The organism is Vreelandella populi, from assembly GCF_003989825.1.
GTDB lineage: Bacteria > Pseudomonadota > Gammaproteobacteria > Pseudomonadales > Halomonadaceae > Vreelandella > Vreelandella populi.
Window position 1 is genome coordinate 80,857 of sequence record NZ_RZHE01000014.1, and the last position, 26,656, is coordinate 107,512.

24 protein-coding genes are annotated in these 26,656 nt (G+C 55.9%); 8 read left to right on the top strand and 16 right to left on the bottom strand.

Features of this window, described 5'->3' with window-relative positions; all coding sequences use genetic code 11:
* Positions 1 to 106: 106 nt before the first annotated feature.
* Positions 107 to 535: a DUF3617 domain-containing protein gene (locus ELY25_RS14155; RefSeq protein ID WP_126951920.1), complete on the top strand. Its 429-nt coding sequence runs from the start codon at positions 107 to 109 to the stop codon at positions 533 to 535.
* Between the two features lie 63 nt (positions 536 to 598).
* Here ELY25_RS14155 and ELY25_RS14160 read toward each other — a convergent pair whose 3' ends face one another.
* Together ELY25_RS14160 and ELY25_RS14165 are read right to left on the bottom strand one after the other, a co-directional pair.
* Positions 599 to 3,736 (bottom strand): efflux RND transporter permease subunit, encoded by a 3,138-nt coding sequence (locus tag ELY25_RS14160; RefSeq protein WP_126951921.1) that lies wholly within the window; start codon positions 3,734 to 3,736, stop codon positions 599 to 601.
* Positions 3,736 to 4,803, bottom strand: a complete 1,068-nt coding sequence (locus ELY25_RS14165; RefSeq protein WP_126951922.1) for an efflux RND transporter periplasmic adaptor subunit — start codon at positions 4,801 to 4,803, stop codon at positions 3,736 to 3,738. The genes ELY25_RS14160 and ELY25_RS14165 overlap by 1 nt, the downstream gene beginning before the upstream one ends.
* 125 nt (positions 4,804 to 4,928) lie before the next feature.
* On the opposite strand from ELY25_RS14165, the gene ELY25_RS14170 reads away from it, so the two are divergent.
* Entirely contained in the window at positions 4,929 to 6,113 is a 1,185-nt protein-coding gene (locus tag ELY25_RS14170; protein WP_126951923.1) for a BaiN/RdsA family NAD(P)/FAD-dependent oxidoreductase, read from the top strand.
* 184 nt (positions 6,114 to 6,297) lie between these two features.
* Here the strand turns inward: ELY25_RS14170 and ELY25_RS14175 are convergent, their stop codons facing one another.
* The 4 genes from ELY25_RS14175 to ELY25_RS14190 form a co-directional block, all read right to left on the bottom strand.
* Entirely contained in the window at positions 6,298 to 6,600 is a 303-nt protein-coding gene (locus ELY25_RS14175) for a YqjK family protein (protein WP_126951924.1), read from the bottom strand.
* On the bottom strand, positions 6,572 to 6,979 hold the full coding sequence (locus ELY25_RS14180) for a phage holin family protein (RefSeq protein ID WP_126951925.1): 408 nt from the start codon (positions 6,977 to 6,979) through the stop codon (positions 6,572 to 6,574). Before ELY25_RS14180 ends, ELY25_RS14175 begins: the two co-directional genes overlap by 29 nt.
* On the bottom strand, positions 6,979 to 7,311 hold the full coding sequence (locus ELY25_RS14185; protein WP_126951926.1) for an ElaB/YgaM/YqjD family protein: 333 nt from the start codon (positions 7,309 to 7,311) through the stop codon (positions 6,979 to 6,981). Before ELY25_RS14185 ends, ELY25_RS14180 begins: the two co-directional genes overlap by 1 nt.
* Before the next feature lie 93 nt (positions 7,312 to 7,404).
* Entirely contained in the window at positions 7,405 to 8,439 is a 1,035-nt protein-coding gene (locus tag ELY25_RS14190; protein ID WP_126951927.1) for a phospholipase A, read from the bottom strand.
* Between the two features lie 217 nt (positions 8,440 to 8,656).
* On the opposite strand from ELY25_RS14190, the gene mscK reads away from it, so the two are divergent.
* Positions 8,657 to 11,950 carry a mechanosensitive channel MscK gene (gene mscK, locus ELY25_RS14195; RefSeq protein ID WP_126951997.1) on the top strand — a complete coding sequence of 1,098 codons (3,294 nt, stop codon included), beginning with the start codon at positions 8,657 to 8,659 and terminating at the stop codon, positions 11,948 to 11,950.
* On the opposite strand, the gene ELY25_RS14200 is transcribed toward mscK, so the two are convergent.
* Genes ELY25_RS14200 through ELY25_RS14210 form a run of 3 tightly spaced genes read right to left on the bottom strand, consistent with a single transcriptional unit; the run spans position 11,947 to position 16,030 of the window.
* Positions 11,947 to 12,705 carry a TlyA family RNA methyltransferase gene (locus tag ELY25_RS14200; RefSeq protein WP_126951998.1) on the bottom strand — a complete coding sequence of 253 codons (759 nt, stop codon included), beginning with the start codon at positions 12,703 to 12,705 and terminating at the stop codon, positions 11,947 to 11,949. The two genes, mscK and ELY25_RS14200, sit on opposite strands and share 4 nt — an antisense overlap.
* A gap of 28 nt (positions 12,706 to 12,733) precedes the next feature.
* The gene (locus ELY25_RS14205; RefSeq protein ID WP_126951928.1) at positions 12,734 to 14,776 is read right to left on the bottom strand and encodes a hypothetical protein; all 2,043 of its coding nucleotides are present in this window, start codon (positions 14,774 to 14,776) and stop codon (positions 12,734 to 12,736) included.
* Between the two features lie 30 nt (positions 14,777 to 14,806).
* Positions 14,807 to 16,030 carry an ATP-grasp domain-containing protein gene (locus tag ELY25_RS14210; RefSeq protein ID WP_126951929.1) on the bottom strand — a complete coding sequence of 408 codons (1,224 nt, stop codon included), beginning with the start codon at positions 16,028 to 16,030 and terminating at the stop codon, positions 14,807 to 14,809.
* Between the two features lie 207 nt (positions 16,031 to 16,237).
* Between ELY25_RS14210 and ELY25_RS14215 the strand changes: the two genes are divergently transcribed.
* The 3 genes from ELY25_RS14215 (at position 16,238) to ELY25_RS14225 (ending at position 17,956) form a co-directional block, all read left to right on the top strand.
* Positions 16,238 to 16,567: a DUF1820 family protein gene (locus tag ELY25_RS14215; protein WP_018916745.1), complete on the top strand. Its 330-nt coding sequence runs from the start codon at positions 16,238 to 16,240 to the stop codon at positions 16,565 to 16,567.
* 80 nt (positions 16,568 to 16,647) lie between these two features.
* The gene (locus ELY25_RS14220) at positions 16,648 to 17,277 is read left to right on the top strand and encodes a TIGR04211 family SH3 domain-containing protein (RefSeq protein WP_126951930.1); all 630 of its coding nucleotides are present in this window, start codon (positions 16,648 to 16,650) and stop codon (positions 17,275 to 17,277) included.
* Positions 17,278 to 17,323: 46 nt separating this feature from the next.
* Positions 17,324 to 17,956, top strand: coding sequence for a thiopurine S-methyltransferase (locus tag ELY25_RS14225; protein WP_126951931.1), 633 nt, complete (start codon positions 17,324 to 17,326; stop codon positions 17,954 to 17,956).
* Positions 17,957 to 17,977: 21 nt separating this feature from the next.
* Here the strand turns inward: ELY25_RS14225 and ELY25_RS14230 are convergent, their stop codons facing one another.
* From ELY25_RS14230 to cysP, 5 genes are all read right to left on the bottom strand, one after another.
* The gene (locus tag ELY25_RS14230) at positions 17,978 to 18,571 is read right to left on the bottom strand and encodes a YajG family lipoprotein (RefSeq protein ID WP_126951932.1); all 594 of its coding nucleotides are present in this window, start codon (positions 18,569 to 18,571) and stop codon (positions 17,978 to 17,980) included.
* Positions 18,572 to 18,684: 113 nt separating this feature from the next.
* Entirely contained in the window at positions 18,685 to 19,779 is a 1,095-nt protein-coding gene (locus ELY25_RS14235; protein ID WP_126951933.1) for a sulfate/molybdate ABC transporter ATP-binding protein, read from the bottom strand.
* Positions 19,776 to 20,603, bottom strand: a complete 828-nt coding sequence (gene cysW, locus ELY25_RS14240) for a sulfate ABC transporter permease subunit CysW (protein ID WP_126951934.1) — start codon at positions 20,601 to 20,603, stop codon at positions 19,776 to 19,778. The genes ELY25_RS14235 and cysW overlap by 4 nt, the downstream gene beginning before the upstream one ends.
* Positions 20,603 to 21,457, bottom strand: a complete 855-nt coding sequence (cysT, locus tag ELY25_RS17825) for a sulfate ABC transporter permease subunit CysT (protein ID WP_126982130.1) — start codon at positions 21,455 to 21,457, stop codon at positions 20,603 to 20,605. The genes cysW and cysT overlap by 1 nt, the downstream gene beginning before the upstream one ends.
* A 9-nt stretch (positions 21,458 to 21,466) precedes the next feature.
* Entirely contained in the window at positions 21,467 to 22,477 is a 1,011-nt protein-coding gene (cysP, locus tag ELY25_RS17830; protein ID WP_126982129.1) for a thiosulfate ABC transporter substrate-binding protein CysP, read from the bottom strand.
* Between the two features lie 294 nt (positions 22,478 to 22,771).
* On the opposite strand from cysP, the gene rpe reads away from it, so the two are divergent.
* The gene (gene rpe / locus ELY25_RS14250) at positions 22,772 to 23,467 is read left to right on the top strand and encodes a ribulose-phosphate 3-epimerase (RefSeq protein ID WP_126951935.1); all 696 of its coding nucleotides are present in this window, start codon (positions 22,772 to 22,774) and stop codon (positions 23,465 to 23,467) included.
* A 67-nt stretch (positions 23,468 to 23,534) separates the two neighbouring features.
* Here the strand turns inward: rpe and ELY25_RS14255 are convergent, their stop codons facing one another.
* Positions 23,535 to 24,833: an NAD(P)/FAD-dependent oxidoreductase gene (locus tag ELY25_RS14255; RefSeq protein WP_126951936.1), complete on the bottom strand. Its 1,299-nt coding sequence runs from the start codon at positions 24,831 to 24,833 to the stop codon at positions 23,535 to 23,537.
* Between the two features lie 176 nt (positions 24,834 to 25,009).
* Between ELY25_RS14255 and ELY25_RS14260 the strand changes: the two genes are divergently transcribed.
* Positions 25,010 to 25,711: a phosphoglycolate phosphatase gene (locus ELY25_RS14260; protein WP_126951937.1), complete on the top strand. Its 702-nt coding sequence runs from the start codon at positions 25,010 to 25,012 to the stop codon at positions 25,709 to 25,711.
* A gap of 19 nt (positions 25,712 to 25,730) precedes the next feature.
* Here ELY25_RS14260 and ELY25_RS14265 read toward each other — a convergent pair whose 3' ends face one another.
* Positions 25,731 to 26,645, bottom strand: coding sequence for a metal ABC transporter solute-binding protein, Zn/Mn family (locus ELY25_RS14265; protein WP_126951938.1), 915 nt, complete (start codon positions 26,643 to 26,645; stop codon positions 25,731 to 25,733).
* Positions 26,646 to 26,656: the final 11 nt, after the last annotated feature.

Genomic DNA, 26,656 nt, shown 5'->3' on the forward strand with positions numbered 1-26,656 from the left:
GACAGTGTAACAGCCTGATGCAGAGCCAAGCACCCGCGCAATGAATCAGGTAGGATAGAAGCGATTTTCCCACGTACTGTTTTTTCACGTGCTATAGAGAGAAGCGATGATGTTACGAAACATGGCAGTAGCGGCCGTTTTGGCCTTCCCGATGGTCGCCTTGGCGGAGACACCTAACGTAACGCCAGGCGAGTGGGAGTTCGTCAGCGTAACCAGTATTAGTGGCGATATGGACATTCCGGATCAAACGGAAACCGAGCGCCAGTGCATTACCCAGGACGAGCTTGAAGGCGCTGAGTTCGGGTTTATCGAAGAAGAGGAAGGCTGCGAGCTTCTCAATCAGGCCATGAATGCTGATGGACTTTCCTACAGCATGGTATGTCGCGCAGAAGGCGGCGAAGCCACTATCGATGGAGAGATGAGCTTTATGGGCGAGCAGATCGACGGCAGCGTTGATATTCTGACTCAATCGCCGATGGGCGAGCTGGCCATGAATACCTCGATTAAAGGCGAACGCGTTGGTGAGTGTGAATAACCACTTGCGCTAGCTAGCCAAAAGGGCACCTCTATAGAGGTGCCCTTTTTGGTTGACAGTCAATTAATGCCCCGGATGGTCATACATGTGATTATCTGCGGGGGCGCTTGCAATCTCTGCTTCAAGCTGGCGTTTTACTGCCCCCGGCGAGCCGGTATGGCGTGCCAGAAGGTCATAGGCCACGGGCACCACCAACAGAGTGAACAGCGTCGCTGCGCCGACGCCCGCCATGATGACCGTGCCAATGACCAGGCGCGATTCAGCACCTGGGCCGCTTGAGAAGATCAGCGGTATGGCGCCTGCCATGGTCGTGATCGCAGTCATCAGAATAGGCCGCAGGCGTGTAACCGAGGCCTCGATCAGTGCGGTGCGAAAAGCTTTTCCCTCATCCCGAAGCTGATTGGCGAACTCCACTATCAGGATGCCGTTCTTGGCGGCCAGACCGATGAGCAGCACCAGACCTACCTGGCTATAGATATTGAGCGACTGGCCGCTTAACAGCAGGGCAAGCAGGGCACCGCTCATGGCGAGCGGTACTGTAAGCATGATGACCAACGGGTGAATGAGGCTCTCAAACTGCGCGGCCAGCACCAGAAATACCACCACGGCGCCGAGTACCAGCAGGAACGTCGTCGCGCCGCTGGCCTGCTGGAAATCCCGCGAGGGGCCGGCCACATTGGTTTGCGCCTCCTCGGGGAGTAGGCGTTCGGCGGCATCTTCAAGGTAGGCAAGCGCCTCGCCCAGCGGATAGCCATCGGCCAGATTGGCCTCAATGGTAATCGCCCGAATGCGATCAAAACGGTTAAGCGTACTGGCGCCAGCAAAATCGGAAAGCGTCACCAGGCTTGCCAGGGGAATCAGAGCGCCGGAGCGAGCCGAACGCACCTGAATGTTATCCAACGCGCGGGGGCTGTTCTGGCGGGCACGATCGCCCTCTACGATCACATCATACTCTTCGCCATCGTCTACATAGCGGGTAACATTACGCCCACCCAGCAGCACTTCCAGCGTGCGACCGATTTCCGTTACCGTCACGCCAAGAGCCGCGGCACGTTCATAGTTGATATCCACACGAAGCTGCGGCTGCGTTTCATTGTAGTTGCTTTCCAGCGCGGCCAGACGTGGGTTATCTTCTCGGACATGGTCGATGAGTATGTCGCGCCAGCGGGCAATTTCCTCATAGGTGCCGCCGCCCAGCACAAACTGCACGGGTTTTTGCGTGCGCTGCCCAAACCCCTGGCGCATGACCGGAAACGCCTGAACGCCAGGTAGCGCTCTTAACTGTGTGCGCACGTCCTCCATAATTTCCCAGGCGCTGCGACGGCTTCCCCAATCAGCCATGTTGATGATGATAAAACCGCTGTTGAAGTTTTCGATATTGCCAAACCCACGCGGCGCACGAACCACGACCCGCTCAAATTCACCGGCTTCGATAAACGGCGTCAGGCGTGCTTCAATTTCATCCATGTAGTCCATCATGTAATCAAAGGTGGCGCCTTCGGGGCCGTTCACCAGCACAATGAAATTGCCCCGGTCTTCCTGCGGCGTGTACTCATTGGGTAGCTGAGTAGCCATCCAGGCCGTCATGGCCATCAGCAGGAAAAATAGTCCGACCACCAGCCAGCGATTATCCAGCAACCATTCCAGCAAGCGCTGATAACGTTGTTGGGTGGCATCGAGAAGCCGTTGCACGCCTTTGCCAATGCGGCTGTCGTGCATGCCTGGCTTGAGAATCTTGGAGGCCATCATGGGGGTGAGTGTGAGCGCCAGCAGGGTCGAGAAAACCACGGCGGCGGCCATGGTCAGGGCAAACTCGGAAAAAAGCCGTCCAATATCGCCTTGTAACATGCTTAACGGCACAAAGACCGCGACCAGTACCAGCGTGGTGGCAATCACCGCAAAGGCGATTTGACGGGTGCCGCGAAAGGCAGCGACCAGCGGTGTCTCGCCATAGTCGTGCATGCGGCGATTAATGTTTTCCAGTACCACGATGGCATCATCGACAATCAGGCCGATGGCCAGTACCAGGGCCAGCAGGGTCAGCAGGTTGATGGAGAAGTTCATCACGGCAAGCGCGGTGAATGCGCCAATGACCGCAATAGGCACGGTAACGGCAGGTATCAAGGTAGTGCGCAGGTTGCCCAGAAACAGAAAGATCACCACCACGACCAGACACATGGCGATAAATAACGTCATCACGACCTGATCAATGGCGCCGGATACAAATACTGAAGCGTCGTAATTCAGGCTAAGGGTCATGCCGTCGGGCAGGGTGGTTTGAAGGCGGGCAAGCTCACCCTGAACCGCCTCGGAAAGCTCAATAATATTGGCGGTTGACTGCATGATCATGCCAAGGCCCACCATGGGTATACCGTTGGCTCGGAATACGGAGCGGTCTTCTACCGAGCCGACTTCGACTCTCGCCACATCAGCCAAGCGTACCAGGTAGCCGTTTTCGCTTTGGCTAAGCGCCAGACGCTTGAAGTCATCGGCAGTGGCGAAGCTGCGCGGCAGGCGAACAATAAACTGGCGGTCTTCCGATTCGAGAGAGCCTGCCGGTAACTCGACGTTCTCAGCGCGTAGCGCATCTTCGATATCGCCAACGGTCAAGCCGCGTGCGGCAAGGGCATTGCGGTTTAACCAGACGCGCATGGCGTAGTCGCGCCCGCCGCCTACCCGAACCCGAGCCACACCCGGCTGAACGGAAAGGCTATCGACCAGAAAGCGGTTGGCATAATCGGTCAGTTCGGTGATCGAATAATCGGCGCCTGACAGGCTTAGCCAGACAACGATCTCTTCGCTGCTATCTGCCTTGGTGACTTCCGGGGTATCGGCGTCGTCCGGCAGGTTACGCAAGGCGCCCGAGATGCGGTCACGAATATCATTGGCAGCCGCGTTGATATCCATATCAATGCTGAATTCGATTTCAATGCGTGAACGGCCGTCCTCACTTTGTGAGGTAATCAGCTCGATACCTTCAACGCCTGCAATCCTGTCTTCGAGCACCTGGGTAATCCGCGTTTCAACCACGTTGGCAGCAGCACCTGGGTAGCGGGTATCAATGCTGACAATAGGAGGGTCCACGGTGGGATACTCCTGTAGCGGAAGCCGATCAAGGGCTAGCAGGCCAAAAGCGATAATCAGTGCGGCAATCACCATGGCAAGCACGGGCCGCTGAACGGAGATATCCGATAGGCGCATCAGCGGTCTGCCTCCAGCAAAGCACGAATGCCTGTCTCGTCATCCGCTATGCCCAGCACGCGTACTTCCAGACCATCTCTGGCAAGCTGTAAGCCATGCACGACCACCAAGTCGCCTGCCGCCACGCCTTCCAGAATCTCGACATCGCCATAGCGGCGCTCGCCGATCACCACCGCTTTTCTTTCCAGGCGCGCGGTGTCGCTGTCCTGGTTGATCAGCATGACATAGTGCTGGTCGCCGCTGGGCTCCAGGGCGGCTTCGGGCAGTATCACGGCATCCCGAACCCGCTGCTGTACGATTACTTCCATCAGCATGCCAGGGCGAAGCCGCAGGTCGGGGTTTTCAAGCTCGGCACGTATATCAACGCTTCTTGATACCGGGTCAATTCGAGTACCAATGCTGGCAATTTGCCCGCTGAATACCTCATCGGGGTAGGCCGCTGTGGTGGCGATCAGCGAGAGCCCGGTGGAAAGGCGTCCGAGAAAACTTTCCGGCACGCTAAAGTCGAGTTTCATCACATCAAGCTTATCAAGCGTGACCAGCGCCATGCCCGGCGTCACTAACGTTCCTGTGCTGATGTTACGAAAACCCACGCGACCACTGAAGGGCGCCTTGATCTGGTAATTGGCCAGGCGCGCCTCCAGTGCATGGATATTCGCCTGGGCCTGGCGCAGCTGGGCTTGAAAGTCTTCAACATCGGCGCGGGGTGCCAGATTACGCTCCTGAAGTTGCGTGGTACGGCCAAGCGCGTTGCGCCGTTCGTCACTGATCGCCTGGGCCGAGCGTAGCTGAGCCTGCTCTTCTGCGTCCTCTAGGCGTACCAGTAGCTGCCCTTGCTCTACCTGTTGGCCGTCCTGAAAGTTAATCTCCGCGACGATGTCGGTCACTGTGGCTGAAAGCGTTACGCTTTCATCGGCATGCAATGTGCCAAGCGCCTCCAGCGGGTCGGACCAGGTGGCCATCTCGGCGCGGCTACCGATAACGGAAGGTAGCGCTTGCCCAAGGGCGGGGCCGGAAAGAAGGAGAATGGCTAGAACGCTTAGATACTGTCGGACATGCACGTGCATCGGCTTCTCTATAGTGGGCTCGGTGAATATTTTTTATATTGCGTAATTAAGCACGAAGAAAATTTCATCCCTACCTTGAGCTGTTAAAATACGCGTTCTTTTATCTGTCAAAGAGCTATTTTTTTATGGTTTATGATGTCGTGGTTATTGGCGCTGGTGCTGCAGGTTTAATGTGCGCAGCACAGGCAGGATACGCTGGTCGGCGTGTGCTGGTGCTTGATCATGCCAATAAAGCCGGTAAAAAAATACTCATGTCGGGCGGGGGCCGGTGTAACTTTACCAACCTTGGAACGACACCTCAGCACTTTTACTCTGAAAACCCCTATTTTTGTATTTCGGCCCTCAAGCGCTATCGCCCTGAACATTTTGTCGAACTGGTTGATCGGCACGGTGTGGAGTATGTGGAAAAGGCGCCAGGGCAGCTGTTCTGTGCCACATCAGCCAAAGAGATACTTCGCGTTCTGCAAACCGAGTGTGAATGGGCCGGTGTGGAAATCAGACTTCAAACGCAGATTACCCGCGTTGAACGACACGGTGAAGGCATTCGTCTGGCTACATCATTGGGTAGGGTGGATGCCGGTGTGGTTGTGGTCGCCAGTGGCGGTTTATCAATCCCGACCATGGGCGCTACCGGGTTTGGCTATGAGCTTGCTCGCCAGTTTGGCCTGGAAGTGCTGCCAACCCGGCCGGGGCTTGTGCCTTTCACCTTGAGTGATGCATGGAAAGCGAGGTGCGCAGAGCTGTCGGGTGTTAGCTTGCCAGTGGCAGTGAGTAGTGGAGAAAGGCGCTTTGTTGAACCCATGCTGTTTACCCATCGAGGCTTGTCAGGGCCTTCCGTGCTGCAGATATCCAGTGTATGGCAGCCAGGCAGCACCATCGAGATTGATTTATTACCCTCTGAGAATGCCGCCGATTCATTGCGCTACGCGCGTGAGACCACTCCTAAACGCCAAGTATCAACGTGGCTGGGCGAGCGTTTCCCCAAACGTTTTGCACAGGCGCTGCTTGAGTGGTATCCCGATACCCACGTAAGCAAACCGCTGGCTCAATACAGTAATGACGAGCTGGATCAATGGGCCTGCCGGCTAAATCAGTGGCAGCTCAAACCAGCGGGAACGGAAGGGTGGCGCACGGCAGAAGTCACGATGGGGGGCGTTAGTACGGAAATGATTTCGTCGAAAACCTTTGAGGTGAAGGATGTACCTCAGCTGCGGTTTATTGGCGAAGTGCTGGATGTGACGGGCGAACTGGGCGGGTATAACTTCCAGTGGGCGTGGGCGAGTGGTGTAGCCTGTGGTCAGGCCTGCTAGGGCCCTGCCTGAAAAGTGCCTGCGCTCGACATCACGGCGTTAAAAACCGGCTCGAGCGCGAGTCCGATCAGAATATTCATTTACAATCTGTAAACTCCGTTTCTTCGCCGATTTTTGCCTTGTTCTGACTTCGCTCGCCGACTTTTCAGCCAGCGCCTAGGCTGCAGTAGGCAGCCTAGCAAACTCAGGTCGCGATTTTAGTCAGTAGCTTGAATTTGCGAAACATCATGTAGCCTGCCAGCCCTTTACGAGCCGCTGCCATAATGCCCCCCGGGCGGCGTACAAACTTGTACGCAAGCAAGCCGCCGGCCGCATAAAGCGGTAGCTTGATACTGCGCCAGTTTTGATCGAGCGGGGAGGTTGAGCGTTGCAAATAGTCGCTACAAACTAATATATCAATGCGCTGCTGCTCTAATTGAGCCAATAGAGCCGCTTTACGTTCGGCGCGACTTAATGGCTCAGCGCTCTTGTCGATTTGTTTCGTCATCGTCTCTCACCTCAAGCAGAGCGCGGTCAGCTGCGAGCTGTTTAAGCGTTTCTTTTAACAGCGTATGTCGCCTGGCCTGATGAGCTGCTATAACCGCCAAGAGTAGACTTGCCCCAATCAGTACACCTGCACTTGCGCCGATTGCCAATAGCCGGTAAGAGTCCCAGAAAATGACTACTACCAAGGCAGTCAGAGTGGCAACCCCCAGCAATAAAAGCAGTAGGCTGGCACCTGCCAGGAGTATCAGGGTCAAAAGACGTGCGCGCTCTTCCTCAAGTTCCAAAACCGCCAAACGCAGGCGGGTTTCACTGTTAGCAACCAGTGATTTCAGCAGGCGTTTGGCGGCGGAAAATACGCGTTGGGTTGGACCCAAAGACATTAGCGGCGACCGAGCAGCATACCTACCAGTACACCAACGGCAGTACCGATGCCGATGCTTGACCAGGGATTCTCGCGCACGTAGCGGTCACAGCATTCAACCTGATCAGAAATGGTTTCGCGGGTGTCATCATAAAGGCGCTCGCCACGGGCTTCCAACTGAGCACGGGCTTTTTTCAAGCGGCTTTCAGCGCGGGCGCGAAGATCGCTCATTTCGCCACTGGCATCCTTGGAGGTCGCATTTACCAGTTCTTCAACCGTGTCGCTCAGGTGACGTAGATCTTCTTTGAGCTGATCTGCACGGGAGTCGCTACCGAATTGACGTTTAGCCATTGTGTCTTCCTTGGACGAATGAATGTTTAACCTATATCAGCATAGCAGCCAACAACTGATAGACAAGGCGATTTTACGATTGGTTCCATTGCCTTAGCGGTTCAAGCCCGTGGCACTGAATAATGGGTTTAAACTAAAACCGATACTCAGACGGTGCACGCTGTTGTCATAGTCAATCATGCTTTCCCCGTACCCATAATAGTACTGCATGTGGGCACGCAAGTTGCCAAAGGTAGGCCAGCTGTAATCAAGCTGCACGCCGTGGTGGTCCGCACTTGGGTTGCCGCGCCACTGGGCGCTTATTTCATGGTTATTGTTAAGCCGCTTGGCAAGTCGAATGTCGCCATAGCCCATATAGCGATCAATATCCGGGTTGTCATCATCATTATCAGACTCCGGAACACGCCAGTGCGGGGCCAGTGTCAGCGCCCAATCGCCGCGCTGGAAAATACTTTCCAGATAAACACGGTTCCAACTGCGCGAGAGCGGGTCAGAACGCCCGTTGGACTGGTGATTGAAAGAAACACGATTACGCGTATTTACCCAGCCCAACGCACTCCAGGCGTTATCGAAATCGATAAAGATTTCGGGCTCATAGTTGGTTTCCCGAAAGGGGGACGAGGCATCGGTATTATATGCCTGCCACCAGCTACGTTGGGTGTAGCCGAAATAAACGTCACCCACTTCGCCAAAAATATCTTCGGCCAGGTTCACCTTGACGCTTAACTGAAACTTGACTTCGTTACTGCCGGGCGATGAATCGGTGGTGATATTTTTGAAGTTTTCTTCATTCTGCCTGGAGTTATAACTGACAGGGAAAAGATAGTTAGTGCGATGGGTGGTAATCGAAAACGGGTTGCGAGTGGATTCCTGCTCCAACTGCCGGCGTTCATTAAGGTCTTCACGTGCAAGCGTTTCCGGTTGCATGTCAAACGGCACGCTTTCTGACGAAATATTATCCGACGTTTCAGCGTCATGCAGCTGTTGGCGAAGTTGATAGAGCTCGCTATCAAGCTCGCGAATACGCGCCTCAATCTCGTCTTTTGAATCGGCCAGAGCAGTGTTACTCAATGCTTCAGCGCTTAGCAGGGTCATCAAACTTACACACAGCAGTTTTCGGGTAACCATCAAGGTGGCTCGCAAAATAAGGGGAAACGATTATCAGCGTTGTTTCTATACACGCTGTGCGTGTAAGTCAACTTCTGTTCATTGCGCTTATCAATATAACACCTGACAATGGCGGCTATTTCCGTATCGGCGGGTTTCTTGGTGTCTGTTGAGGGGCGCATCCAACGTGGTTAGATTCACCGGTGGTTGGGTAGTAAAGGGGCTTTATACGCTTTGTCTGTTAGTCGTTTGTTGCATCACTTATGTTGAGGCAGCCGTTGATGTTGATCAAGTGCCCTCCCAGGAAGAGCTTACTACTCGCCTGACGGAGCTGGAAGCGCCAGAAGGGGAGCTTACCGCCCAACAGAGCCGGGATAAAAACGCCTTAACCGCTGCTCTGCAAACCTATGAACGTCTGGAGGCAATTAATGAGCGCCTGGATGCGCTTAACCAGCGTGTTGAGCAAGCGCCCGAACAGCTGATTCTGCTGGAACGCGAACTCAACGAGCTTGAAGATAATAATCAACAACTATCCATCAATAGCTTAACCGATACGCCACTGGATGAGCTGGAAAATCAGCAGAGCAACGCAGTCATTACTCTTCAGCAGCTACAAAGCCAGTTGGCTGAAGTAAATTCCCAACTGCTGGCGGCGCAAACGCTACCCGAGCGTGCCCAGCAGGCAATTTCCGATGGGCTTCAGCGCGTGGAAACCTTGCGCCGTCAGCACGACGAGCGTGAAGCGCTATTGTCAGACCGGCAGCTCTCCGCGACGAACGATGCCCAGCTCATCCAGGTTCGCCTGGAGCGTGCTCTGGCGGAGCGTGAAGTTGCCTTTAACCAGCGAGAGCTTGGCGCCAATAGTCGGCTGCGCGAGCTCGCCCAGCAGCGTCGCGATTTGCTGTCACTGCAAATTGACCAGCAGGAGCAGCGTTTGAACCTGCTGCAAGGCGCGATTGATCGGCAACGACGCCTGCGATCAGAGCAAGCCATTGCCGATGCAGCCAGGGATGATCCGCTGATTGCCGAAGGCCATCCGGTAGTATTACGCGCCCAGCAGATTAACCAAGAGCTCAGTTTGGAGCTGCTTCGCGCCACGGACCGTGCCAATAGTATTGTGCGTGAAAATATCGAAGCGCAGCGCCAGCTGGATCATGTGCGTCAGCTGCAGCGCAGTTTGAATGAGCAGATTGACGCCATTCGCGGCAGCCAGCTGCTGTCGCGTATTTTACGCGAACAGCGCCAGTCGCTGCCCTCAATTATGCCGCGCCGGGATTTACAGGATGAAATCGCTGATTTGCGCTTGAAGCAGTTTGACTTGATTCGCCAGCGCGATCAGCTGCGCCAGGGAGAACGTCTGGCCACCCAGCGTCTGGAGGAAGCCGGTCTTGAGGTAACGCCAGGTTTGGTCAGCTCGCTTTCCAGGCTTTATCAATCCCGCCGCGAGCTGGTTGAACAGCTGGAGCAATCCTACGGTGGTCTTTTGAGCGCTGCTATTGAATTACAGCTTAACCAGCAGCAGCTCTTAACCACCACGCGTGAATTGCGTACCACTATAGACGAGCAGCTGTTCTGGGTTGCCAATAGCCGCCCGCTGGATATTAACTGGCTACGCCAGCTGCCCAGTAACACACGTCAGGAGTGGCGAGAGGGCGAGTGGCGGGCTATTTTGCCGAATCACTGGGAGGGGTTTTCCTGGCGAGTACTAAGCGGCGCTCCGCTGATACTCGTTAGCCTGCTGTTGTTAGGCTTGCGACCACGTATCAAAGCGCGTCTGGCCGCTATTCATTCACAGATCGGCCGGCTGAAAAGCGACACCCAACTTCATACCCCGAAGGCCGTGCTGCTGAATGCGCTGCTTGCGATACCCGGCCCACTCGCCCTGGCGGGTATCGGTGTTGGGCTGAGAGCGGCGCAAGGAGCGCTTGCCGATAGCGTCGCCCCTGCGATGCTTCAACTGTCACTCAGCTGGGCTGTGGTGGCCTGGGGGCGCCGCCTGCTGGTGCCCGATGGTGTGGCCGAGCGTCACTTTACCTGGTCGGTCAATTACAATGCGCAGCTGCGTGCGTTGCTACGCGGGCTGGGAATTGCCCTGCTGCCGGTAGTGGCGATTGCCGCGATGTCAGGCCAGATGGAGACGCCGCTGGCCCAGCGTCCGGTTGCCCTGGGGCTAATTACCGCCGGGCTTCTGACCATGAGCTGGTGGCTTGCGAAGCTGATCTTGTCACATATCCCGTTCTTTGGCGTGCGTCTGTTTCGCTTGATGCTGGGGCTTGCCATGGCATCGGTGCCGCTGGTGTTTCTGGGACTTATCGTGTGGGGGTACGAATATACCGCCCTACGTCTGGTCGGCCGTTTTGCGATCACGCTTTATTTGCTGGGGCTATGGATTGTGGTTGAGGCAACGGTGGTGCGCAGCTTGGCTGTTGCTGCCCGGCGCCTAGCCTACCGGCGTGCGCTTGCCCGCCGCCGTGCCCAGGTACAGGAAGGGGCTGAAGGGGGGCTTGAGGTGGTGGAAGAGCCGCCGCTGGATATGGAAAAAATCAACTCTCAGTCGCTACGCCTTTCCAAGCTGATTTTGTTGATCGGCTTTAGTGCGCTTTTATACCTGGTATGGTCCGACCTTCTATCGGTGCTTGGATATCTGGATCACGTTTCGCTGTGGGATGCCGAAGAGGGGGATCTGGTTGGCAATGCGCTGTCGATTTCCGATGTGTTTGCTGCGCTCCTGATCGTGGCCATTACCATTATCATGGCGGGCAACCTGCCGGGGCTTCTGGAAGTGATGGTGCTTTCACGCCTGGCTCTCAAGCAGGGCAGCGCTTACGCCATCAGTTCGCTGCTCTCCTATGCCATTGTGGGAACGGGTGTGGTGATGGCACTGGCAACACTGGGGGTTTCCTGGGACAAGCTGCAGTGGCTGGTGGCCGCGCTTAGTGTGGGGCTGGGCTTTGGCTTGCAGGAAATTTTTGCCAACTTTATTTCAGGCTTGATCATTCTATTTGAACGGCCCATCCGTATTGGTGACACCATTACGCTGGGTAATTTGCACGGCACCGTGAGCCGTATTCGGATACGCGCCACGACGGTCACGGACTTTGACCGCAAAGAGATTATTATCCCTAACAAGACCTTTGTGACCGACCAGCTTATCAACTGGTCGCTATCGGATAATATTACCCGGGTGGTGCTGACCTACGGCGTTGCCCATGGTTCTGACCTGGCCAAAGTGCATACGCTTTTACGCCAGGCCGCAGATGAAAACGAACGGGTGCTGACAGATCCCGAGCCGCAGGTGTTCTGCCTGAGCTATGGGAACCACAGCCTCAATTTTGAGCTGCGTATCTTTGTAAATGACCTGGTGGATCGTCTGTTTGCTGCCGATGAAGTCAACTGCCGGGTGGATGAGCTTTTCCGCGAGGCGGGAGTGCGCGTTGCGTTCGAGCAGGTGGATGTATGGCTGCACCGTGACCAAGGAGACGCTGCCAAGGTACAGTCTGTCAAAAAACTACCGCCACCTACTTTGAGTTAAACGAGTTTAAGCGCGTGTAGTAGAAACTCCCGGTTACCGTCTCCTCCGGTGATCGGGCTTTCCTGCCAATGATGTATTGCCAGCCCGCAGGTATCACATGCGGCCCGGATTTTATCTTCAACCTCCTTGAAGTAAGCGGGCTTGCGAACCACGCCCCGCTTATCCAGCGCGCCGGGGGTCAGTTCAAACTGCGGTTTTACCAGCGAGATTAGCTCGCCACCCGCGGGCAGCAGCGCGGCAATTTCCGGCAGGATCAGGGTTTGGGAAATAAACGATACGTCCATCACTGCCATATCGACCGGGTAGGCGGCGATTGCCTCGTGTAGCGGGGCAGCCATGCGCATGTGGCGGGCGTTAAGGCCTTCTAGGCAGGTAACCCTAGGGTCCTGGCGCAATGCTTCGGCGAGTTGCCCATGGCCGACTTCAACGCCGATCACGTGGCGGGCGCCGAAGTGCAGCGCGCAATCGGTAAATCCTCCAGTGGATTGTCCCACATCCAATACGACCTTTCCTTCCAGCCGCCTGCCTAACACCTTCAATACGCCTTCAAGCTTCAGGCCGGCTCGGGAAACGTAGCGCTCCTCCGGATCATCCTCGACCTCGAAGTGGGTATCGATTGGCCACTTTTCAGAAGGCTTGGTGAGCACGCGTGAAGGTGATGCCAGCCGAACCCGGCCATGGCGAATAAGACGTTGGGCACGGGTGCGCGAATTGGCCAGCCCTTGGCTGACCAGTAGTTGATCAAGTCGTAGCATAGAAGACATGGATTAGTTAAACGCGCGGTTATACCTTGTTAAATGACAAGTGGGTATCGTTTTCGGCCTGAAGTTCGGTGTTTGGCACGCGTGACGCTCCCCAGCTGCGATAGAGATACTGCTTGACGCTATCCAGCTCGTGTTCGGTTACTGTCGCAAGCTCCCCGTGTTCCAGAGGATCAAAGTGATAGATATATAGCCTCGACGTAAACTGATCGAAAGGCAGTGAGGCCTCTCCAAAGCGCTCGCCGTTACCGGCAGTGCTGACAATCACGCCACCGCCCCAATCCTGCCCGCTGTCGTTGTTGGGATTATAAAAATACAGGCGCATGACATCTGAAGGGTCAAGCGATGCACGCAGTATCGTAATGGCATGCCAACCAATAAAACGAGCGGCACTGTCGGTAATCGCAATGCCCGCTGGCTGCGGGTGAATCAGCGGCTGGTTGCCATTGTAGTAGGGATGATAACAAGCATAAAAGTGGCGTATAAACGCGTCGATGTCACTTAGCTGCCCTGTCGCCACATCCACATTGATGCAAAAACCGCGCCCTGACCACCAGCCGTGGAATTCTGGATTCACCCATCTATGCGGGTCGCCTTCACGACCAATACAGCGTCTGCCCATTTCTGCATAAATCCGGTCCAGGTGAGGTACCACAATCAGCGAGACAGGATCAAGGTCCATGGGCAGTTCAGAGGCCACGCCTGACTGGCTTTCATTGGAGGAGATAGGCTGGCCTTCAAAGTGCATGATGATTTCGTCATCGCGCGCCGCCCATGCGACCATTTGCAGCAGATAGTCAGGGTCGTTATACGCCCACATAGAGAGCGCCCTGGCCGATTGGCAGGTAGGGTTGTTGCCTTGGCCAACCCCAAGCGGCAGCCCGAGCATGCACAGCACACCTTCAATCAACCGGGCCCGGGGCGTTGCCGTTTCATCGTAAGCCAGATTCAGCCGGGCCTGGGTCCAGTCAGAAAGCGGCAGATTGAGCTGGCGCCACATGGCAGGTGCGACAGGGGGCTGATAAAGAATGCCCCGCTCTAGCAACAAGGACAGCCCATAAACTGCCTGGGCGGTAGCTGGATAGATGCCGCCCCGAATCAAGGCATGCACCAGCTCCCGGTAGCAGAGTAGGCAGTCTCGCCCGGTCGATGAAAGGCCCATGGCCTCGGTCAGCAGGTAGTCGCTTTCATCCACCAGGTAGCGCATCAGTACCGTGTGATAGGGCGACACCAGCCCAGTATCATGCATGGCGCGGGCAAAGCCCATGGCTTCAGCCTGTAGGGCCGTGGTATCCATGCGGCCAAGGCGTTCACGGTAAATATCCACGCCTGGATCTTCGCGACAGGCCTGGGTAGGCCCATAGAGCGAACTTACCAGCCGATCAGCGCCCTGGCCGCTGGCGCCTAGGTCGATTTCTGGGTTGGCCTGGCACAGCGCAATCTGGGTAATCATCTGCTTGATAGCGTCTACCTGGATGGGCCGCTGTTTCAAGATACGCCAGATTTCATCTATCAGCTGATCAATAACGTGCTCATAGCCAATGCGCTCAGCCAGATGGCTGAACAGGGAGCGGGGGATGATGGCAAGTCGCCCCTGGGTTTCCCGCTCGGCTTCACTTGGCGCACCAAACAGTAGGCCAAGATTGATAGCCATCACCTGAGTGAGGTAGTGGCGTGCATCTTGTTGAGAAAGCAGCGCGTGCGGATAGCGGCCCATGGCAACCGCTAACAGGCGCAGCTCGCTCAACGCCTCAATCACCACCGCATTCGCATCGGCGCTTTTCAGCGAAAAAGAGGTCAAAGCGGGTAGCAGGTATTGAGGTGTTTCCCAGTCAGAGCCTGCAAAAACGCCCGCGCTTTCAATCGCCGATGCACGCGCTTCAAGCGCGCTACAGCCGCCGCGTTGCAGTAAAACGCGGCGGGCCGTGTCCAGTATGCGAGGCAGTTTGGCGGCCTTTGAAAAAGCGGGTGCCTGGTTCAGCAGCTCAAGGGCTTCATCAAATTTTCTGAGCAGCTCGTCAAGCTTGCCTGCGTCGCCTGAAAGCGACGTGGTGGGAAGCGTCACAATGGCTCCTTGGCCCGAAAAAAGCCGCCATTATACATAGAAGTCGAGATCTTCCTGGTGCTTGAGAAGGTCGCGCAGGGTGTGGGCATCATCGCCTTTGAAATAAATGAGGCCCCAGTGCGTGCCAAAGGCGGTGCGCTTGGTAACCGTCTCTTCCAGCGGAGGCGTTAGCTCATGCGACTCAAAATACGGATGATCTTCGGTTTCTTCAGGAATTTCCAGGCGACTGACCACCCGGCGGCGTGGATATACGCCAAAGCAGCCCGCAAAGCCGTCGGCATCGACTACCTCTTTGGGGAAAAAGGCTGCCACTTCCTCGGGCGTGCTTCTGGGATCAAAGACTAGCATGGAGGCCTGGTAGGCATTGAAGCCGTAAACGCGCTCAAGCAATTCAAAGACTTTGAAGCCGGGCGGACGATAGGCCACCTCGCCGAAATACATTTCGCCGTCGCTGGTCACAAAGTATTCCGGATGAATCAGGCCGAATTCAATATCGAATGCCTTGATGAGTTTTTCGATCTGGGTCGTGATCTGCTCACGGTACCTTTCAAGCTCGGGAGAAGCGGGGACAAAAACCGAGTAACCGAGTGTGACGTATTCGGAAATATTCAAAAAGGCGATCTTGCCATCATGAATCCAAGCTTCAACGGCAAATTCCCAGCCGTCCAGGTGTGATTCCATCAGCACCGGAAATTCTTCATCGGGGATAGCGTCGATTTCGTCCGGGGTGCGGATCACGCGGTGACCAAGGCATCCGGCCTTGTCGAAGGCCTTGAGATGGATCGGGTCGTTGGGGTCACCGTCCAGTTTGAGCAACGTCTGGTTGACTCGCTTCAGAAAGCGGACGACGTCATCCTTGTCGTGGGCTTCTTCAAAGATGCCTACCCGGATGCCGCCCAGCTGGGCACGGCGCTTCATCAAGGCCTTGTCACGCAGCAACAGTGACTGGCCATAGAGCCTCGGATTATCGAGCAAAACGGAATTGATGGCGCCGGCCCATTCGACCGTTTCTTCAAATAATGGAATCGCCACGTTCACGCCTTTTTCTTTAAGCGTTTCAGCGATCTCCAGGGAGCGGTCGTTAAGGCGTTCGAAGTTCCAGGATACGTAAGGAATCTCATGCTTTTGGCAATACTCTTCAGCCCATTCAGGCGCGACCACGATATAGCGCCGGTCAAATTTTTCTGCTGCCTCGATGGCGTTCAGGCTCCAGCCCAGCAGTGCGATATAGCCTTTATTTGGATCCTTTTGCATAACCGTTACTCCTGTAGAGTGAGTGCATTACCTGATCACTCCCTTCACACTACACGATGCCTGGGATATCGGCTAATTAGTAGCTATTAACGTATCAGTTAGTGTTTATTAACGTTTTGAGGCACGCCAGCTAAAGCTCGACTGGTCGGGTTATGGTACGCTAGGCCGGAAAATTTTACGTTCAAGTGGCAAGAGGGATAGGCCAAGATGGCGGCCAAACCGATATACCGGGTGGTGGTTCACCAACAGGGTGAAATTTGGGATTTATACGTTCGAGAGATATTTCAAAGCGAACTCTGGGGCTTTATTGAAGTCGAGGAGTTTGTCTTTGACGATGCATCACGGGTGGTCGTGGACCCTGCAACTGAAAAGTTGCAGAGAACCTTCGAGGGCGTCAAACGCAGCTACCTTCCATTAAATGCCATCGTGCGCATTGACGAAGTGGAGCGTGAAGGCCCTTTGAAGGCTGTTAAGAGCGATGCCCGAGTCGCTGAGTTTCCTCGTCCCTTTCCTCTACCGCCGCGTAGCGAAGGGTAAGCGCCCAAGACAGGCGCGGCGCTGTAAACGCTGGTGGCTTCGTCCGCCATGCAGCGTTTTTTTAATCAGGACATGACGTCATGCAAGCAGATAAATTTCGTTTCTCTAATATCGCGGCCAGTGTATTGCTGAGCGTGGTCAGCGTTCAGGCTACCGCGCAAACTGACAGCCAGGCGTGGGTAAGTGATGAGCTAAGCACGTATGTACGCAGCGGCCCCACCGATGGTTACCGCATCATTGGTACCCTAAACGCGGGGGAGCAGGTTGAGGTTCTCGAGGAAAGCGGCGATTACTCGCGCGTGCGGGGCCAAAGCGGCGATACGGTGTGGGTGCTGACTAGTGAGCTTCAGGAGACGCCCAGTGCCCGTCAGCAGCTGCCTGAGCTGCAGGCCCAGGTCGATGAGCTTACCGAGGAGCTTGATGGTATCAACGATACCTGGGAGCAGCGTACCTCTTCCATGACTGAGACGCTTGAGCTGCGCGAGCAGCGCATTGCTGACCTTGAAACGCGCAATAACGAGCTTGATAACGAAGCCGAACAGTCGCGTCAGCAGGTGCGTGCTCTTCAGGCACGGCTGGATACTCAAGAAGAGGATCTGCTGATGCGCTACTTTATGTATGGCGGGGGCGTGGCTGGCGCGGGCCTGCTGGTCGGACTTATTGTGCCGCATTTGCCGCGTCGGCGTAAAAAGCGTGATCGCTGGTTCTAAACCGTACAGACTGGTTTAGCCACATAGAATAGAAAAGGGTGGCCCCATGAGTACTTCCTGGCGACAGCGCTGGCAAGAAGGCCGTATTGGTTTTCACTTACAGCATACCCATCCCGCCCTGGCGAAGCACTGGTCGGACCTGGCTATCGCGCCGGATACCAAAGTGCTGGTGCCGTTATGCGGTAAAAGCCTGGATATGCGCTGGCTTGCAGAAGCCGGTCATCCAGTGCTGGGGGTTGAGCTGGCGCCGGAAGCCATCGAACAGTTTCTCACTCAGAGCAAAGTGTCGGTATCACGCTATACCCAGGCTGGGTTTGATATTTCGCGCCAGGGTAGCGTAGAGCTTTGGTGTGGAGATTTTTTTCACCTGCACATTCAGGAGGCGGCAGAGATAGGCGCCTTTTATGATCGTGCCTCGCTGATTGCCTTGCCGCCCGCCACGCGTGAGCGCTATGCGTTCCATCTGGCCCAACTAATTCCGCCGGGGGCGAAGGGGCTTTTAGTCAGCCTTGCGCATCCTGACCATGGCGCAGGCCCGCCCTATAGCGTACTCGGCACGGAAATACACCAGTTGTTTACCGCCAACTTTCGCGTGACGCTACTTGAAGAGGGTAGCCCCGATGAGCGGGGCCGGACAGAATCGGTATGGTCGCTTACGCGGCGCGGGCCACTGGTTTAGCCGGTGACCCGCATAAGCGTATTAGCGGGCGAGCAGGCGGCCTAGTTCCGGGTCGCTGAATGCCCGGTTCAAGCCATCGCTGAGCAGGTCGTTCAGCATGCGGGTATTGGCATCTTCGCCAGGCTTGACGGCATAGCCCTGGGTACGCCTTGACGTGTAAGTGCCGGTGTAGGTCGTGCCCTTGTTTTTGGCAATCGCCCGGAACACGCCTTCAATACGTGCTTCATCCACAAGGGGCTGGCCGCTGCCGCCTTGCCCGTAGTTCAGGCTGGCAAGTTCCAGGGTCAGCGTGGGGCGGCCTTGCGCCTGCTCCGTTGTTGGGTTAAAGCCCATTTCACGCACCGCGCGCTCGGCTTCTGCCTGAAGCCGGGGGATCAGCTCATGGCTGCTGACGGTGATCTGTGCGGTCGACATGCTGCCACCCGAACGGGTGCCAATGACCTCGTGTTCCCGCGCATCCACGGCAACTACGGTTACCTGCTGGCCTGAACCGGTTTGGGGTACGTTGGCACTGCGCTCCGGGCTGAGCTGAAGGTATTGAGGGCTTGCACAACCTGCTAACAAGGCGCCAGCTAAAAGCGCGCCTGAAAAACGTAAGAACTGACGCCGAAGCATGTTTTTTCTCCGCTGTAACGGTTTGTTTCAAATGTTTCAACTACTCGCTGCGCAAACTATGCCGTTGTTATCCTTAAAAGGCCAGTAGCTTACCTTCTAATACCGAGACAAACCTAGGCGGCGCGCGTCTGACGGGCTGTGTTTTGAGGCTCTTCTTCAAACCGGTGCCACTGGCGTGGATGGGCAAAGAGGCGCTGGCCGCGTTTCATGGCCAAGCGCTCAAAATCTGCATGGCGTACGGTGGCAAGCCAGGGCTTGGCCAGCCAGTCGGCTTCTAGCTCAACGCGTACTTCAGCGCCGACCGGAGAAATGGCTGTCACGACCACGGGCAGGTGGCAGGTGTCGCTTGCCTGCTCGGCCAGACGCACTTCATGCGGGCGCAGTAGCAGCTCTTCAGGGCCGTTAGACAGATCAACGTGCAAATAGGCATCGCCGCAGGTGAGAACGCCGTTATTGACGCTGCCTTCCAAATGGTTCACATCGCCTAAAAATTCAAACACAAAGCGGTTTTTGGGCGAGTGATAGAGCGTATCCGGTGCGTCGATCTGCTCAATGCGCCCGTTACTCATGACCACTACCCGGTCGGAAAGCTCCAGGGCCTCTTCCTGATCGTGGGTGACAAATACGCTGGTAAAGTTAAGTTCGCTATGCAGGCGGCGAAGCCAGCGACGCAAATCCTGACGCACTTTGGCATCGAGCGCGCCAAATGGCTCGTCCAGTAGTAGCACATCAGGTTTTACCGCCAGCGCACGGGCCAGCGAGACGCGCTGCTGCTGGCCACCGGAAAGCTGGGCAGGGTAGCGCTTGGCCAGATGTTCAAGCTTGACCATTTCAAGCAGGCGAAACACGCGGGCGCGGATCTCGCCGTTTGAAGGACGCTCTTTTTTAGGCATGACGGTCAGGCCAAAAGCGACGTTGTCGTAGACGCTCATATGCCGAAACAGCGCGTAGTGCTGGAACACAAAGCCGATGCGCCGATCACGTACGTGCACCTGGGTCACATCGCGCTCGCCAAACATGATCCTGCTGGGCTGAGAGGTGCGGTCAGCGCTTTCGAGGCCGGCAATAATACGTAAAAGCGTGGTCTTGCCGGACCCGGAAGGCCCGAGTAGGCCGACAAGCTCGCCCTCACAGATATCCAGGTTCACGGGCTCCAAGGCCTGCGTATTGCCAAAATGCTTGGCGATGTTCTCTAAGCGAATGCTCATAAGAGCGCCTCCCGACGCGATGCGCGCCATTCAAGACTTGCCTTGGCCGCAAGCGTAAGCAGGGCGATCAAGGCCAACAGTGCGGCGCAGGCAAAGGCGCCAACGGCGTTGTAATCCTGATAAAGCTGTTCAAGATGTAGAGGTAGCGTATTGGTTTGTCCGCGAATGGCCCCTGAGACCACCGATACGGCGCCGAATTCACCCACGGCGCGGGCGTTAGTCAAAATCACCCCATAGAGTAGCGCCCAGCGAATGTTGGGTAGCGTTATCCGCCAGAACGTTGTCCACCCGCGGGCGCCCAGCGTAGCGGCCGCCTCTTCTTCACGCGAACCTTGGGCCTGCATTAGCGGTATAAGCTCGCGCGCCACAAAGGGGCAGGTGACAAATACGGTGACCATTAAAATGCCCGGCCAGGCAAACATCAACTGAATATCGTGACCGTCGAGCCAACTGCCAATCCAGCCGTTACGCCCGTAAAGCAATAAATAGATAAGCCCAGCCACCACCGGCGATACGGCAAACGGGATATCAATCAGCGTTTGCAAGATACGCCTGCCTGGAAAGCTGAAGCGGGTTACCAGCCACGCCAGCGCCACGCCAAACACCAGGCAGATGGGAATGGTAAGAAGCGCCACGCCGAGCGTCAGACCAATGGCGTGTAGGGTGAAGTAGTTGCTGACGTTAGCCCAGAAAACCGCCACGCCTTGGGAAAACGCTTGAGCAAAAATGGCTACCAACGGCAGCAGGAGAAACAGCGCCGATAGGACAAGGGCTGCGCCAATCAACAAGCGCTTGACGGCCGGCGCATCACCAATTCGACGCATTAGCCTTTACCTCCATGCAGGCGGCGCACAAAACGGCCCTGCCAGATATTGATGGCCAGTAGTAATGCAAGCGAGACAAACAGCACCACGGAAGCAATTGCCGAGGCGCCCGCGTAGTCATACTCCTGCAGCTTGACGAAAATCATCAGCGCGGTGATTTCGGTTTCATACGGCATGTTGCCAGCGATAAAGATGATTGCGCCAAACTCTCCCAGAGAGCGCACGAACGCAAGGCCGGTACCGGTTACCAAGGCTGGCCATAGGTGGGGCATGATCACTCGGCGAAAGGCGACGGCGTCAGTAGCACCCAGTGACATGGCGGCTTCATCCACCTCGGCGGGCAGGTCCTCAAGCACCGGCTGTACAGTGCGCACCACAAACGGAATGCTGGTAAACGCCATGGCCAGGGCGATGCCCACCCAGGTATAGGCAACCTGAAAGCCTAACGGCTCAAGCAGTTTGCCCATCCAGCCGTTCCCGGCGTAAAGGGTGGCAAGTGTAATGCCGGCCACGGCCGTCGGGAGCGCAAAGGGCAGGTCCATCAGGGCATCCAGCAGACGTTTGCCGGGAAATTCGTAGCGCACCAGTACCCAGGCGAGCAGCAGACCAAACACGGCGTTGATTAATGCTGCCACTGCCGCCGCACCGATTGTGACCATGTAGCTTGCCACCACGCGGCCTTCGGTAATGATCGCCCAGTACTGTGCAAGGCTTAGGTCTGCAAGCTGGCCGAAAAGCCCCGTGATCGGCAGTAAAAGTACCAGCGAAATAAACAGCACGCTGATACCCATGGAAAGACCGAAACCCGGCAGCACTCGCGTGCTGCCGGTTAATCGTAGTGCACGTTGATTCATGATGATCGATTAACGACGCTGCAGTTGATCAAGAAGTGCGCCACCTGCGAAGTGAGTTTCCATCGCTTCATCCCAGCTGCCGAACACATCTTCTACGTTAAACAGTTCGGTTTCGGGGAACTGGTCGGCAAACTCTTCCACCACGGATTCATCGTGAACGCGATAGTTGAAGCCGGCCAGCAGGCGCTGCGTATCTTCACGGTATAAAAACTCAAGATAGCTGTGGGCCAGATCGCTATTGCCGTTACGCTCGGCATTCTGTTCAACCACCGCTACCGGGAACTCGGCAAGAATGCTGATCGGCGGCACGATAACTTCATAGTCATCGCTGCCGTACTCGTTACGAATATTGTTGACTTCGGATTCGAAACTGATCAGTACATCGCCAATGCCGCGTTCGATAAAGCTCGTGGTAGCACCGCGGCCGCCCGTATCAAAAACCGATACGTTACCCAGGAAAGTGCGCATGAAGTCCTGAATCTGCTCTTCATCGCCGTCGAATTGCTTATCGGCAAACCCCCAGGCAGCCAGGTAGGTATAGCGGCCGTTGCCGGATGTCTTGGGGTTAGGGAACACCATGCTGACATCTTCTTTCACCAGGTCGTCCCAGCTTTCGATTCCCTTGGGATTGTCTTTGCGTACCAGAAACGCCGTGGTGGAGTAGTAGGGCGAGGCATTGTTTTCAAGCGCTTGCTGCCAGCCTTCGGCGACTAGGCCGGCATCGGCCAATACCTGCACATCGGTAACCTGGTTAAACGTGACTACATCAGCACGCAGGCCCTGCATGATAGCTCGGGCCTGCGCCGAGGATCCTCCATGCGACTGGTTAACGCTGATTTCTTCGCCGTGCTCTTGTTGCCACCAGGCTTCAAACTCGGGGTTGATCGCGCTGAACAGCTCCCGGGCAATATCATACGATGAGTTCAAAAGCTCACGCTCTTGTGCCATGGCGGGCGTGGCAATACTGGCACCGAGGGCAATGGCGAGCACGCTGTGGCGGAAAAAGGCAGGTAACGTCATGACAGGTTCCTTATAGCGGTTAGCGATCTAAGTCGCAATGGGCATAAGAGTAAACCTGATAATATGGAATTACAATATTGGTTTATATTCTCTTTGGGAATAACGCTGTACAAAGACGCTTGATCGATTACCCTGCGCGACGGGGTTTTGACGCCTAACGATTTAGCGCCATAAAACAGCGCCTGTTTTTTTAACCCGCTCTGTTAAAATGCCCGCTTTTACACGGGCATCACTAGGTTTGTATTTCGCACAAGCCGGTTACCCCCTCATATAACGGTTAATCAGGAGTGTGCCATGAGCGCTGCGCAAGATTACTTAATTGCTCCTTCTATACTGTCAGCCAATTTCGCCCGCCTGGGCGAAGAGGTGGACAACGTGCTGGCCGCCGGGGCCGATATTGTTCACTTTGACGTCATGGATAACCACTACGTACCCAATCTGACCATTGGCCCCATGGTATGCAAGGCGCTGCGCGATCATGGCGTTACCGCGCCCATTGATGTGCACTTAATGGTCAAGCCGGTGGATCGCATGATCAGCGATTTTATCGAGGCAGGAGCAAGCTACATTACGTTTCACCCTGAGGCCTCTGAGCATATCGACCGCTCGCTTCAACTGATTCGTGACGGTGGCTGCAAGGCGGGGCTGGTCTTCAATCCGGCGACCCCGCTTTCTTATCTGGACTACGTCATGGACAAGATCGACATGGTGCTGTTGATGAGCGTCAACCCCGGTTTTGGCGGTCAGTCGTTCATCCCAGGTACGCTGGACAAGCTGCGTGAGGCACGCGCGCGGATCGATGCTTCAAACAGGCCGATCCGTCTGGAAATCGATGGGGGCGTCAAGGTGGACAACATTGCCGAGATCGCCGCTGCCGGCGCGGATACCTTTGTGGCCGGCTCGGCGATCTTCAACGCCCGCCAGGAGAGCGATGCGCACGACTTCGACTCCGTTATTCAGAAGATGCGCGCGGCGCTGGCCAAGGCCTGACCCTGGCGACCGGGCGCTTTAGGTTCTGTCTGAAAGTCGACGAGCGAAGACACTTTTCAGACAGAGCCTAGTGCAGCTTCATGCGTGGCTTGAGGTAGCGGTTAAGCTTATCCACAAGCCACGTCAGCCCGGTTTTGGGCACGCCGTGAATTGATACCTGATGCATACGGTAGAGCGAAGCGTAGGCGTTGCGCGCAAGCCAGCCTTCCAGGAAAAGCCCCCGGGAGGCACCGCTGCGCATCAGGTTACCGACGGCATCGTAACGGGCAAGCGATACCAGTGAGCCTTTATTGCGAAACTTGAAAGGCTTGAGCGGCTTGCCTTCCAGTGCCTTGCCTATGTTGTCGGCCAGCACGCCCGCCTGCTGGCGCACCGCTTGTGCCGTCGGCGGTACCGTCGATCCGTCCTCCTGAGGGCAGCTCGCGCAATCACCCATGGCGAAGATGCTCGTATCGTCCACGCTTTGCATGGTTTGCTCGACGCACACCTGGTTTTTCTTGTTCACCGAAAGCCCCAGGTCGGCAAGAAAATCCGGCGCCTTGATACCCGCGGCCCAGACGTTGAGATCGGTTTCGATCACCTCGCCATCCTTGGTCACCAACTGGTACTCCTGGGCCTCTTCGATGGCGGTTTCCACGTGAATGTTGATCCCCAGCTTGTCAAGCTCCTTGTGAACGGTCTGGCTGATACGTTCGGAAAGCGCGGGCAGAATGCGCGGTGCCGCTTCGATCAGGTGAATGCTGATCTGATGGTCGTCGACATCGGTCACGCCGTAGGCATTGAGCAGACGGGTGACATCCAGAAGCTCGGCGGCAAGCTCTACGCCGGTGGCGCCGGCGCCCACGATACCTACACTGAGGGTCGTGTGCTCTCTGAGCGTCGGGTCGGTATAGCGTAGGAAGGTGTTGATCATGTCGCGCTGAAAGGCCTTGGCCTGTAAAGGCGAATCGATAAAATGGCAATGCTCGGCAACGCCTTTCGTGCCGAAATCGTTCGACACGCTTCCCAGTGAGAGCACCAGGTAATCGTAGGTGAGGGTCCGCTCGGGCAGCACCTCTTTGCCGTCTTCATCCAGAATGGCAGCGAGGTTGAGCGTCTTGTTGTCGCGGTCAAGTCCGGCCAGAGAGCCTCGCTGGTAGCGGTAGCCATGTGCACTCGAGTGGCCGCGAAAGTCGACCTCATCCATGGTGGAGTTCAAGATGCCGGTGGCAAGCTCGTGCAGCAAGGGTTTCCATACGTGGGTGGCGCTGCGGTCCAGCAAAACAACCTCGGCGCGCTTGCGTTTGCCCAGCGTATGGCCTAACCGGGTAGCAAGCGCCAGGCCGCCCGCGCCGCCGCCTACAATAACAATTCGAGGTATGCCCATTGGTTTCTCCTTGGCTTAGCTTGCTTGAGCATAGAAGCTTCACGCCCGTCTGACTAATGCATTAGCACCACTGGAACAGTAAGATACTGAGTGAATGCATCATACAATGGCGTTGGCACCATGACTGTTGTCATGGCAAAACGTTCTTATCCGTCAGCGTTTCAGGGAGTAGGTAAATGCACGCCATATTACAGGGGAAGCGGCTAATAGCCTTTGATCTGGATGGCACGCTGGTCGACTCGGTACCCGACCTGGCAAGAGCGCTGCAAAAAGCACTGGGCGAGCTTAATCTGCCTGTTCCTGAAGAAGCACAGGTGCGTGACTGGGTTGGTAATGGCGCGCCGGTACTGGTTGAGCGAGCGCTGGTCTGGGCCGTACAGCAGTCGCCTGAAGCCAATCTTCAGGCAAGGGCCTTTCAGGCATTCATGACGCATTACGGTGCCGCACCTAATGCGTTGACCAAGCTCTATCCGGGCGTGAAAGCAGCGCTTGAAGAACTTTACTGCGCCGGTTTCACACTGGCGCTGGTTACCAATAAGCCTGAGCGTTTTATCTCGCCGATTCTTGAGCACTTTGGCCTGGATGCTTGGTTTTCGCACTGTATTGGAGGAGACACTCTGGCAGAGAAGAAGCCATCGCCGCTACCGCTTCTGCACGTCGCTGAAGCGGGCGGTTTCTCTCCACATGAATGCCTGATGGTGGGGGATTCGCGCCATGATATCAATGCGGGCAAGGCCGCAGGGTTTGCAACGCTGGCGCTCCCTTATGGCTATAACCATGGTGAATCCGTTGAGCTTAGCCAGCCCGATATCGTGCTATCTTCACTGCTTGAATTGGTGCGCCCAACCAACGTTGAGGAGCGTATTGGTTTGGCTTAATGGCGTTTAAAGAGCGCGGTTATTCAGGTCTTGCGCCACCCAGCGCTTCATGAATAAGTTCGGCGTTATAGCGCAGCATGGCTGGGTAGTTAAAAGCCGGCCCGTCCTGAGGGCTAAGGGAGTCCACATAAAGGGGACCTGCTAGTGAAATACCGGTTTCGCGGGCCAGGGAATCTGCGTGAAAAAAGCTAACGGTGCTTTCATAAAACAGGGCGGGGGCGCGCTTTTCAGCCAGGTGATGGCTCATTTTGGCCATTGCCAGAGCGTTGCCCTGAGTTTCATGATTAAGTCCCCAGATGGACGAGTACTCAAGGTTATAGGCGCGGGCAAAGTAGCTAAATCCGCCCTCGCTGGTTAAAAGCGTTCGGTTGGTGTTGGGCACTCCGTCTAGGCGCTCGTCAATTGTCTGGTCGAGGGTCTTTAGCGCCAGATAAGCTTCCTCGGCGCGGGCATAAAATGCATCGGCCTTGTCTGGGTAGTGCTCTGCCAGCGTTTGAGCAATTACTTCAATGTAAGCAGCAGCCCCTTGCGGGTCCATCCACATGTGAGGGTCAGTCGCGCCTTTATATTGCCCGGTGGTGATGGGAAGCGGGGCGAAATCCGCATTCTCGGCAACAGAGGTAAGGGTAAGTGAATCGTCTGACATGGCTATAACGTGGCGCAGCCATGGCTCAAGCCCGAAACCGTTATAGAACATGATATCGGCTTCTTCGATGGCCAGCACATTGGGCGGCGTTAGCTCCCAGTTATGAACATCGGCACCCGCCGGTACCACCATACTGACACTGAGATCCTCGCCGGCAATACGTTTAACTAGATCCCCGAGGACGGAAAAAGAGGCAATAACCTTAAATGATGAAGCGTTGGCCAGCGGTGATGCGCTCAATAGAGTAACTAGCAAGAGCGTGCTTATCCGGTTCACTCGCTTATGCATTTCACGCTCCA

What these genes read in the sequence shown, in the direction of transcription:
- ELY25_RS14265 (WP_126951938.1), bottom strand. Translation starts at nt 26,645, where the DNA reads ATGCATAAGCGAGTGAACCGGATAAGCACGCTCTTGCTAGTTACTCTA.
- ELY25_RS14160 (WP_126951921.1), bottom strand. Translation starts at nt 3,736, where the DNA reads ATGCGCCTATCGGATATCTCCGTTCAGCGGCCCGTGCTTGCCATGGTG.
- ELY25_RS14175 (WP_126951924.1), bottom strand. Translation starts at nt 6,600, where the DNA reads ATGACGAAACAAATCGACAAGAGCGCTGAGCCATTAAGTCGCGCCGAA.
- ELY25_RS14200 (WP_126951998.1), bottom strand. Translation starts at nt 12,705, where the DNA reads ATGCTACGACTTGATCAACTACTGGTCAGCCAAGGGCTGGCCAATTCG.
- ELY25_RS14215 (WP_018916745.1), top strand. Translation starts at nt 16,238, where the DNA reads ATGGCGGCCAAACCGATATACCGGGTGGTGGTTCACCAACAGGGTGAA.
- ELY25_RS14165 (WP_126951922.1), bottom strand. Translation starts at nt 4,803, where the DNA reads ATGCACGTGCATGTCCGACAGTATCTAAGCGTTCTAGCCATTCTCCTT.
- ELY25_RS14260 (WP_126951937.1), top strand. Translation starts at nt 25,010, where the DNA reads ATGCACGCCATATTACAGGGGAAGCGGCTAATAGCCTTTGATCTGGAT.
- ELY25_RS14210 (WP_126951929.1), bottom strand. Translation starts at nt 16,030, where the DNA reads ATGCAAAAGGATCCAAATAAAGGCTATATCGCACTGCTGGGCTGGAGC.
- ELY25_RS14220 (WP_126951930.1), top strand. Translation starts at nt 16,648, where the DNA reads ATGCAAGCAGATAAATTTCGTTTCTCTAATATCGCGGCCAGTGTATTG.
- ELY25_RS14185 (WP_126951926.1), bottom strand. Translation starts at nt 7,311, where the DNA reads ATGGCTAAACGTCAATTCGGTAGCGACTCCCGTGCAGATCAGCTCAAA.
- ELY25_RS14180 (WP_126951925.1), bottom strand. Translation starts at nt 6,979, where the DNA reads ATGTCTTTGGGTCCAACCCAACGCGTATTTTCCGCCGCCAAACGCCTG.
- cysT (WP_126982130.1), bottom strand. Translation starts at nt 21,457, where the DNA reads ATGAATCAACGTGCACTACGATTAACCGGCAGCACGCGAGTGCTGCCG.
- ELY25_RS14155 (WP_126951920.1), top strand. Translation starts at nt 107, where the DNA reads ATGATGTTACGAAACATGGCAGTAGCGGCCGTTTTGGCCTTCCCGATG.
- ELY25_RS14230 (WP_126951932.1), bottom strand. Translation starts at nt 18,571, where the DNA reads ATGCTTCGGCGTCAGTTCTTACGTTTTTCAGGCGCGCTTTTAGCTGGC.
- rpe (WP_126951935.1), top strand. Translation starts at nt 22,772, where the DNA reads ATGAGCGCTGCGCAAGATTACTTAATTGCTCCTTCTATACTGTCAGCC.
- ELY25_RS14225 (WP_126951931.1), top strand. Translation starts at nt 17,324, where the DNA reads ATGAGTACTTCCTGGCGACAGCGCTGGCAAGAAGGCCGTATTGGTTTT.
- cysP (WP_126982129.1), bottom strand. Translation starts at nt 22,477, where the DNA reads ATGACGTTACCTGCCTTTTTCCGCCACAGCGTGCTCGCCATTGCCCTC.
- ELY25_RS14170 (WP_126951923.1), top strand. Translation starts at nt 4,929, where the DNA reads ATGGTTTATGATGTCGTGGTTATTGGCGCTGGTGCTGCAGGTTTAATG.
- ELY25_RS14190 (WP_126951927.1), bottom strand. Translation starts at nt 8,439, where the DNA reads ATGGTTACCCGAAAACTGCTGTGTGTAAGTTTGATGACCCTGCTAAGC.
- ELY25_RS14235 (WP_126951933.1), bottom strand. Translation starts at nt 19,779, where the DNA reads ATGAGCATTCGCTTAGAGAACATCGCCAAGCATTTTGGCAATACGCAG.
- ELY25_RS14255 (WP_126951936.1), bottom strand. Translation starts at nt 24,833, where the DNA reads ATGGGCATACCTCGAATTGTTATTGTAGGCGGCGGCGCGGGCGGCCTG.
- cysW (WP_126951934.1), bottom strand. Translation starts at nt 20,603, where the DNA reads ATGCGTCGAATTGGTGATGCGCCGGCCGTCAAGCGCTTGTTGATTGGC.